This window comes from Paramesorhizobium salinisoli (assembly GCF_003335045.1).
Classification (GTDB): domain Bacteria; phylum Pseudomonadota; class Alphaproteobacteria; order Rhizobiales; family Rhizobiaceae; genus Paramesorhizobium; species Paramesorhizobium salinisoli.
Map to the genome: position 1 here is coordinate 1 of NZ_QOZG01000123.1, position 426 is coordinate 426.

Below are 426 nucleotides of genomic sequence, written 5' to 3' on the forward strand. Positions count from 1 at the left end.
CCACATGGTGCGATTGGCAACAAGGTGCCGATCTCGCTGATGAAATCGGGAGGCGCAACCAGCCCGCCTCCCTGAAGGGAAGCCGGAAAACTCCAGCCTCCGCTGGTCCAAATTTGGGGCGGTTCAAAAACCGCCGAGGCTCTAATCGCCGCTGGATGAAAGTTCCGTGGCAGGTCAGTGCCAATACGCAAGCGAGAGCTATCGGCGGGCGCTCGATGCCGCTGGTCTGCAGGGTTCCATGAGCGCCGTCGGCAATCCTTATCATAATGCGCAGCCGAGAGCTTCATGAAGACCCTTAAAGTGGAGGACATCTATACTGCCGGTTACGAGACCTTCGCAGACGTGGCCGAACGCTTGCCCAGGTTCATCGAGGAGATCTACAATGCCAGGCGGCTGCACTCAGCCCTTGGCTACAGATCGCCAACA

The 426-nt window shown here is 58.5% G+C and carries 1 protein-coding gene; it reads left to right on the forward strand.

Translation table 11 applies throughout. The annotated features are described in order from the left end of the window. Positions 1 to 285: 285 nt before the first annotated feature. Positions 286 to 426: integrase core domain-containing protein (locus tag DUT91_RS27670; RefSeq protein ID WP_147272321.1), on the forward strand; the 141-nt coding region annotated here is incomplete at its 3' end.